Origin of the sequence: Streptomyces niveiscabiei (genome assembly GCF_001419795.1) — a bacterium.
Lineage (GTDB): Bacteria > Actinomycetota > Actinomycetes > Streptomycetales > Streptomycetaceae > Streptomyces > Streptomyces niveiscabiei.
This window is the reverse complement of the sequence record NZ_LIRL01000864.1, coordinates 1-7,251: the sequence shown is the minus strand read 5'-3', so window position 1 is coordinate 7,251 and position 7,251 is coordinate 1. Positions and strand designations below refer to the sequence as shown.

Annotated in this window: 8 protein-coding genes; 3 read left to right on the top strand and 5 right to left on the bottom strand. The window is 71.5% G+C overall.

All coding sequences use genetic code 11. From position 1 onward, the window contains the following. Positions 1-132: 132 nt before the first annotated feature. From AOK24_RS35730 to AOK24_RS35715, 4 genes are all read right to left on the bottom strand, one after another. A complete protein-coding gene (locus AOK24_RS35730; protein ID WP_055724129.1) occupies positions 133-1,818 on the bottom strand; it encodes a WD40 repeat domain-containing protein in 1,686 nt (561 codons plus the stop codon). Next, positions 1,815-2,354, bottom strand: a complete 540-nt coding sequence (locus AOK24_RS35725) for a GTP cyclohydrolase II (protein WP_478078779.1) — start codon at positions 2,352-2,354, stop codon at positions 1,815-1,817. Before AOK24_RS35725 ends, AOK24_RS35730 begins: the two co-directional genes overlap by 4 nt. A 533-nt stretch (positions 2,355-2,887) precedes the next feature. Continuing rightward, positions 2,888-3,229 (bottom strand): maleylpyruvate isomerase N-terminal domain-containing protein, encoded by a 342-nt coding sequence (locus AOK24_RS35720; protein WP_055724128.1) that lies wholly within the window; start codon positions 3,227-3,229, stop codon positions 2,888-2,890. A 19-nt stretch (positions 3,230-3,248) separates the two neighbouring features. Then, complete coding sequence (locus AOK24_RS35715; RefSeq protein ID WP_055724130.1) at positions 3,249-3,749, bottom strand: DUF4232 domain-containing protein; 501 nt, start codon at positions 3,747-3,749, stop codon at positions 3,249-3,251. 244 nt (positions 3,750-3,993) lie between these two features. On the opposite strand from AOK24_RS35715, the gene AOK24_RS35710 reads away from it, so the two are divergent. After that, positions 3,994-4,401 carry a hypothetical protein gene (locus AOK24_RS35710; protein ID WP_055724127.1) on the top strand — a complete coding sequence of 136 codons (408 nt, stop codon included), beginning with the start codon at positions 3,994-3,996 and terminating at the stop codon, positions 4,399-4,401. 72 nt (positions 4,402-4,473) lie between these two features. On the opposite strand, the gene AOK24_RS35705 is transcribed toward AOK24_RS35710, so the two are convergent. After that, positions 4,474-5,511 carry an endonuclease/exonuclease/phosphatase family protein gene (locus AOK24_RS35705; protein WP_420876717.1) on the bottom strand — a complete coding sequence of 346 codons (1,038 nt, stop codon included), beginning with the start codon at positions 5,509-5,511 and terminating at the stop codon, positions 4,474-4,476. A gap of 227 nt (positions 5,512-5,738) precedes the next feature. Here AOK24_RS35705 and AOK24_RS35700 point away from each other — a divergent pair, with 227 nt between their 5' ends. Both AOK24_RS35700 and AOK24_RS35695 read left to right on the top strand, forming a co-directional pair. Then, positions 5,739-6,410 carry a response regulator transcription factor gene (locus tag AOK24_RS35700; RefSeq protein ID WP_055724125.1) on the top strand — a complete coding sequence of 224 codons (672 nt, stop codon included), beginning with the start codon at positions 5,739-5,741 and terminating at the stop codon, positions 6,408-6,410. Between the two features lie 31 nt (positions 6,411-6,441). Continuing rightward, complete coding sequence (locus AOK24_RS35695; protein WP_055724124.1) at positions 6,442-7,227, top strand: zinc-binding dehydrogenase; 786 nt, start codon at positions 6,442-6,444, stop codon at positions 7,225-7,227. Positions 7,228-7,251 lie beyond the last annotated feature (24 nt).

Below are 7,251 nucleotides of genomic sequence, written 5' to 3'. Positions count from 1 at the left end.
GGTGGGGGCCGGGTGCGGGAGGGGGCCGTGCGCACAGGTGTGGCGCGTCGCTGTGGGGCGCGTCGCTCAAGAGGTGGCGCGGAAGGGGCGAGGCGGCGGGAGGCGCGGCACGGCCCCGGTCCCGCGGGAGGGTCAGCCGGCGACCGTGTAGACCTGACCGTCGTACGAACCCGCGACGAAGAGCTTGCGGCCCGCGTCGTAGGCGAGGGAGGAGATGCCCGAGGTGGTCGGGCGGTCGACGACGGTCCAGCGGCCGTCGGCCCGGTCGTAGACGGCGATGTGGCCGTCGTAGCTGCCGGTCGCGATCAGCCGGCCGTCGGTGTCGGCGGCGACGCACTTCACGGAGTGGGTGTGCGGGGTGTCGACGACCTCGGCGGTCCGCTCGGGGCTCCAGATCCGCAGCTTCAGGTCGCGGCTGATGCTGGCGAACCAGCCGTCGGCGAGGCCGGTGCAGCCGTTGGCGATCTTGTCGTGGGCGTCCTCGACGGTGGCGACCTTCTCCAGGGTGCTCAGCCGGTACCAGGTCGCGGAGGCGTCGGCGGCCACCGAGAACAGGAAGTCGCCGGAGACCGCGACGTCCTTGACCGCGTTGACGTTCAGCTCCAGGTCCCGCACGTGCTCGGCGCTGTCGCCGGTCAGCTTCAGCAGCAGGCCCTCACCGGTGTAGGCGCCGATCACCGCGTACTGCTCGCCGTCGCGCTCGAAGGCGACGCCGCAGTTCAGCGGGGAGCGGTGCTGGTACAGCTCACGGCCCGTCAGGGCGTCGAAGACCTTGCCGAGCTGACCGCCCGACAGGACCAGCGGACCCAGCGGGGTGAGGAAGTTGCACAGGCTCCCGGTCTCCGCGACCGGCTCGCCGTCGCGGCGCACGATGCCCGCGTCGCCGACGGTCAGCGTCGAGCCGCCGAGCTCCGGCAGGACCGCGTTGACGCCCCCGGTCGCCGCGACCGCCGCCGTGTCCCAGGCCCGCGCCTGGTAGTCGTAGCCGCGGTACGTCGCCCCGAACGTGGCGAACACCAGGCGGGTGCCGCCCGCGAAGGCGCAGGAGCGGGGCCACACGTCCGGCGGCAGGTCGGCCGTGTCCAGGGCCTCGGGGGAGCCGGACGCCACGTCCCACAGCCGCATCGTGCGGTCGTACGACAGACTCACCAGCAGGTGACGCGTGTCATCGAGGACGAGGCGCTTGATCCCCGCGTCGTGCGCGGGCACCGTGACCGTCGCGCCGTCCGCGACGACGATGATCTGCCCCTCGTCGTTGCCCGCGAAGATCGTCCCCGAGGAGGAGATGGCGATGGTGTCCGTCTCCACCCCGTCCATGTCCAGGTCGTCGGTCATCCCGCCGGTCTCCAGTGACCAGCGCTTGATCGTGCCGTCGTCGCTGGAGGAGATCAACTCGTCGGCGCCGCGCGCCCATTCGACCGAGATGACGTCCGCGGTGTGCCCCTCGAAACGGTGCAGGAGCCGGCCGCCGAAGTCGTACACCCGCACCCGGTGGTCCCGCGACGCGGTCGCCACCAGTTCCTTCGACGGGTGGAAGACCGACATCTCGACGTCGTCCTCCTGGTCCCCGAGGACCGCGACCAGCCGGAGATCCGGCACGGTCCACAGGCGCGCCGTGTAGTCGCTGGACGAGGTCAGCAGGTGCCGTCCGTCCGGTGCGAACTGGCACTGGTTGGCCAGGTGGTCGTGGAACGAGCGGGACACCGCGCGGCCCGTGCGCTGGTCCCAGCAGATGACCTGGTTGTCGTACCCGGCCGTGGCCACGTACTCGTCACCCCACGCGGCGATTCCGCTGATGGGACCACGGTGCTGGATCATTTGGAATCTCCCGCGAACTCGATGGTGTGCCCGCTCCACTCGGCCTTGACCCGCAGATAGCGCTCGTTGTTCTCGTTGAGGTGGATACCGGTGGGGATGACCTCCTCCACCGTGATGCCGTACCCCTCCAACTGCTTCACCTTGTCCGGGTTGTTGGTGCGCAGCCGGATCCTCGACACCCCGAGGGCGTCCAGCATCTGCGCGGCCACCCGGTAGTCCCGCATGTCGTCCGAGAAGTTCAGCTCCCGGTTCGCCGCGAACGTGTCCAGGCCCTGGTCCTGGAGACGGTAGGCGTCGAGTTTGTTGTACAGCCCGATGCCGCGGCCTTCCTGACGCAGATACAGCAGGATTCCGCCCTGCTCCGCGAACTGGTCCACACCTTCCGAGAGCTGCGGTCCGCAGTCGCAGCGCGCGGAACCGAACACGTCGCCCGTGAGGCATTCCGAATGCACGCGTACGAGCGGCGCGGCACTCTCCGACGGGAACACCACGGCGATGTGTTCCCGGCCGTCCGCGAGCCCGGTGAAACTGATCATCTGCGCGGTCCGCCAGGATCCGTCGGACCGCCGGACCGGAACCTCGACCCGGGTCCGGATCGTCGTTTCGGCTTCCGGCGGACGGGAACTCGATTGCGGCGTCTGGCCGCTGGACGTACTCAACATGGATCGTCCCTCCGTTGATAACGGCTCGGTCATGCAAGCACACGGCCAAGACGGCGCACAGTACGGATGGACCGAGACACCCTCCGAAACGTTTTGTGTGCGGCACCGAGACGGAAGTAATCGGCGTGAATATGCCCGCGCGCCCGCAGTCCGGGTGACATCGCGGATCGCCTGGCCCCGACCGTGCGCCGACACTACGGATTTCCCTAGTTAGACCCTCGCTTTTGCCCTGGTTTACCCGACTGTCGCGAGTTCCGGCTTTCCGGGAGGGGTTTCGTTAACGCATTCCAGACGCATTCCGAACAGAGGGAAGACGAACGCGCCGCCCCGGTATCCGGGACGGCGCGAGAGGGATAGAGGAGAGCGGTTGCCGCCCTGATAAACCCCGCATCCGCACGAGATTGCTTCTACGCGGCGCTCCAGCGCGGGTCGCGGCCGAGGTAGCGCAGGAGAACGGCCACCTCGTCGTCGCCCGGGGTGGGGGCCAGGGCCGTGACGTACGCGCCGCGCGGGCGCAGCGGTACGGGCAGTTCGGTGGCGTCCCGGTCGGCTCCCGCCCATGCCTTCGCCGCGCGGGACAGGGCGTCCTCCAGAACCGCCGCCGGGTCCGCTCCGGCCGGGTCGCCCACGGCGTGCTGGAAGACCTGCGTGACGGTCCAGCCCTCGCAGGGCGTCGGCAGGTGCCAGCCGTCGCCGGGGACGGCGAGGACCGCCGTACGCAGTGCCGCGAACCTCGATCTGGGCGGCATCCGCGGCGCCGCCGCAGGCTCAGGAGCCGGACAGCACCGGACCGATGAGCGTGCCGGTCGCGACCCGGAACGTGCCGTCCGCGAAGGACGTGCCCGGGATGGTGCCGCCGCCCGGCGTCCGGAGGGTGAACGACGCCTCGTCCGCCGGGACCGTGGCGCCCATGTTCGGGACCTGGATGTCGAAGTGGACGGGGCGGCCGGGGCCGAAGGTGACGGCGCCGGTCTGGTCGCCGTAGCGGCCCGCGGTGATCGCGAGGGGCGTGCCGTGGAAGGAGAAGCGGACGTCGGTGGGGGAGCCCGCGAGGGTGCAGGGCGCGTAGCCGCGCGCAGCGGTCAGGGTGACGCGGAAGTGGATGTGGCCGGCGCTGGACTGGTCCTGGGCGATCGTCGCCAGGTGGTTCGCGGGCCGGCAGGCCGACGGGGCGGCGGCGGTGCGGGGCGCGGCCTGGGCGGCACCGATGGTGGCGGCGGTCAGCAGGGCGGTGGCGGCTGCGGTGACCAGCTTGCGGGTCAGCGTCATGACGGGCTCCTCGTACGGTGGCGTGCGGGCCGTTGCGCCGTACACGTACCCGACGCCCTCACCGGTCACTGTCCCGAAACCGTCACAGGCGGGTATATCCAGGCAAAGCGCGTTGTTGCAGAACAGGGACAAACCCCGATGCACCCGCGACGAGGCAGCACCGTCATCTCCGGTGACCGCGCCATCACCACTTACCGAACCTTCAGCGCGAACCGCCCTCCTCGTCACAGAAAGGGACTGATCGGTGATCTTCTCGAAGCGTCACGCTCTCCGCACGGCTCTCGTCGGCACCCTCGGCATCGCCTCCCTCGCCCTCACGGGTACGGCGATGGCGGCCCCGGCCGCGCCCGCCGCACACCACGCCGCCGTCCAGAAGGCCCCGGCCACCATCACCGCGAAGCCGTCCGTCACTTCGGTCCGCGCCTGGCAGGAGTTCCGGGTCACGGGGACGGCCACGGGCCTCAAGGCGGGCGCCAAGGTGACCCTCCAGCAGAAGCAGCACGGCAAGTGGGTCACCCTGCCCGCGTCCACGCCGGTCGCCGGCAGCGGTTCGTACGCGCTGCGCGTCAAGCTCGGCCTGAAGGGCAAGAACGACCTGCGCATGGTGAACGGCACCACGGCATCGCCCGTGTTCAACGTGACAGTGCGCTGAGCCGGGCGGTCTTGAGGGGGGTGTCACCGACGCCGGTGACATCCCCCGTCCTGGGGAGGGGCGGCCGGGTGGCTACCAGTCGATCCGGGCCGCCACCGGCAGATGGTCGCTGCCGGTCTCCGGCAGTACCCATGAACTCCTCGCCTCCACGCCCCGGGTCAGGATCTGGTCGATCCGGGCGACGGGGAACGCGGCCGGCCACGTGAAGCCGAACCCGTCCCCGGCCACCTCCTGCGCCGAGCGCAGCCGGGAGGTGAGACCGTCGAGCGCGCGGTCGTCGGAGGTGCCGTTGAGGTCGCCGAGGAGGATCACCCGCTGGTTGGGTTCGGCGGCGAGGGCCTCGGCGAGGGCCTGGGCGTTGCGGTTGCGGGATTCCGTCCAGAAGCCCGTGCGGGGGGTGACCCGTACGGAGCCCAGGTGGGCGACGTACACCGCGAGTGGTCCACGGGCCGTGGCCACCGTCGTCCGCAGGGCCCGGTTGGCGACGAACTTCGACTCGGCTGACTTCGCGGCACCCAGCGGGCCGACGTCCTGAGCCGTGTCGACCAGCCGTGTGTCCGACAGCCGCAGCTTGCTCCACACCCCCACCGTCCCCTGGACGGAGTGGTAGGGGTAGTCCGCCGCGAGCACCCTCTCGTACGTGCCCCTGGCCTGATCGGTGATCTCCTCCAGCGCCAGCACGTCCGCACCGGAAGCGGCGAGCGCGCGGGCGGTTCCGGCGGGGTCGGGGTTGTCGGCGCCGACGTTGTGGCTGACGAGGGTGAGGTCGCCGCCGGGGCGCGACTTGTCGAGGAGGAGGCCGCCGAACAGGCCGACCCACACCACGGCGGGCAGCAGCACCGCGACCACCGCCGAGGCGGACCGGCGCCACAGCGCGACGCCGAGCAGCACCGGGACGAACAGGCCGGACCAGGGCAGGAACGTCTCCACGAGGGAGCCGAGACCACCGGCGTCGGTGATCCACGCGTGCGCCGCCATGACGAGGCCGAGGACGAGGGCCAGCACGGCCGGCACCGGGCCACGCTTCCACGGGCCGGTGCCGCGCAGGCGCGGACGCCGGGTTCCCTCCGGAGCGTCCGGCTCCCTCACCGCCGTATCCACCCTGCTCACCGCTGATTCCCCGGGGCCTTGGCCGGGCCGGCGTACGTCCGGGGACACCCTGGTCATGTACGCGGTCCTGTGCGGTGCACGGCCACGGCGGATACGAGGGGCAGGGCGCCGGCCCGCCCCAATGCTGAGCTTTGTTTCATACCGCCAGTGAAGACAGCGCCCGGTTGCCGCCGCGTATCCGGTTTTCGATACGCCGGCGATAGGTACGGCCCCCTAGCCTGGACCCCATGCGTGTCTTGATCGTCGAGGACGAGCCCTACCTGGCGGAAGCCATCCGTGACGGCCTGCGGCTGGAGGCGATCGCGGCCGACATCGCCGGCGACGGCCACACCGCGCTGGAACTCCTCGGCGTCAACGCGTACGACATCGCCGTACTCGACCGCGACATCCCCGGCCCGTCCGGCGACGAGGTCGCCGCGCACATCGTCGCCTCCGGCAGCGGCACGCCGATCCTCATGCTGACCGCGGCCGACCGCCTCGACGACAAGGCGTCCGGGTTCGAACTCGGCGCGGACGACTACCTGACGAAACCGTTCGACCTGAGGGAACTGGTCATGCGCCTGCGGGCGTTGGACCGCCGGCGCGCACACCACAGACCCCCGGTACGGGAGATCGCGGGCCTACGGCTGGACCCCTTCCGCCGGGAGGTCTACCGGGACGGCCGGTACGTCGCGCTCACCAGGAAACAGTTCGCCGTCCTGGACGTCCTCGTCGCCGCCGAGGGCGGCGTCGTCAGCGCCGAGGAACTCCTGGAACGCGCGTGGGACGAGAACGCGGACCCCTTCACCAACGCCGTACGCATCACGGTCTCGGCCCTGCGCAAGCGGCTCGGGGAACCCTGGCTGATCGTGACCGTGCCGGGGGTCGGGTACCGGATCGAGGGAGGGGAGCGCGGCTAGGACGCCCGGGCGGGGCAGAGCCACGGGGGTCTTGACGGGCCGTCCGCAGCGCGCCCGGCGCAACACAGGAACAGAGGAACACCGTGCAGACAACGCCACCTGGTCCGGCACGCCCCTCACCTTCCCCCGCATCCAGGGAGCCGGCGTCTGCGGCCGGATCGCCGCCGTCGGCGAGGGCGTGGCGTCCGGACGGATCGGGGAGCGCGTCCTCGTGCGGACCATGTTGGGCACGCCCGTCGGCCACCGCCCCTTCGAGTGCTGGACGCTGGGCAGCGAGTGCGACGGGGGATTCGCGCAGTACGTGGTCGCCCCGGCCCGGGAGACGTACGCCGTGCGCAGAGACTGGAGCGACGAGGAGCTCGCGGCCGTGCAGCTCGCCCGGCGCCGGGGCGCGAGCGTCGTCGCGGTGACGTCCGCCGCGAAGGCCGTCGGCGTCCGAGCGCAGGGCGCCGACCGGACCCTCGACCGGGCCCGCGTCGACGTGGTCCTCGACCTCGTCGGCGGCCCGCGGGTGCCGCGCCTGCTCGACGTCCTGCGCCCCGGCGGGCGCTACGCCGTCGCGGGCGCCATCGGCGGGCCGACCGCCGAGATCGACCTGCGTGACGTGTACCTCAGGGACCTCACGCTCGTCGGCTGCACCTTCCAGGAGGACGCCGTCTTCGAGAACCTCGTCGGCTACGTCGAACGCGGCGAGATACGGCCGGTCGTCTCCCGCACCTACCCCCTCCGGGACATGGCCCGCGCCCAGGAGGAGTTCCTGACGAAGCGGCACCTCGGCAAGCTCGTCCTGGTCCCGCCGTCTCCCGCCGGGGCGTAGGCGCCGGTCAGTGCCCCTGGCAGC

Bases quoted from the DNA above. Each gene is read 5' to 3' on its own strand.
- AOK24_RS35730 (WP_055724129.1), bottom strand. From the start codon at position 1,818: ATGATCCAGCACCGTGGTCCCATCAGCGGAATCGCCGCGTGGGGTGAC.
- AOK24_RS35725 (WP_478078779.1), bottom strand. From the start codon at position 2,354: ATGATCAGTTTCACCGGGCTCGCGGACGGCCGGGAACACATCGCCGTG.
- AOK24_RS35720 (WP_055724128.1), bottom strand. From the start codon at position 3,229: ATGCCGCCCAGATCGAGGTTCGCGGCACTGCGTACGGCGGTCCTCGCC.
- AOK24_RS35715 (WP_055724130.1), bottom strand. From the start codon at position 3,749: ATGACGCTGACCCGCAAGCTGGTCACCGCAGCCGCCACCGCCCTGCTG.
- AOK24_RS35700 (WP_055724125.1), top strand. From the start codon at position 5,739: ATGCGTGTCTTGATCGTCGAGGACGAGCCCTACCTGGCGGAAGCCATC.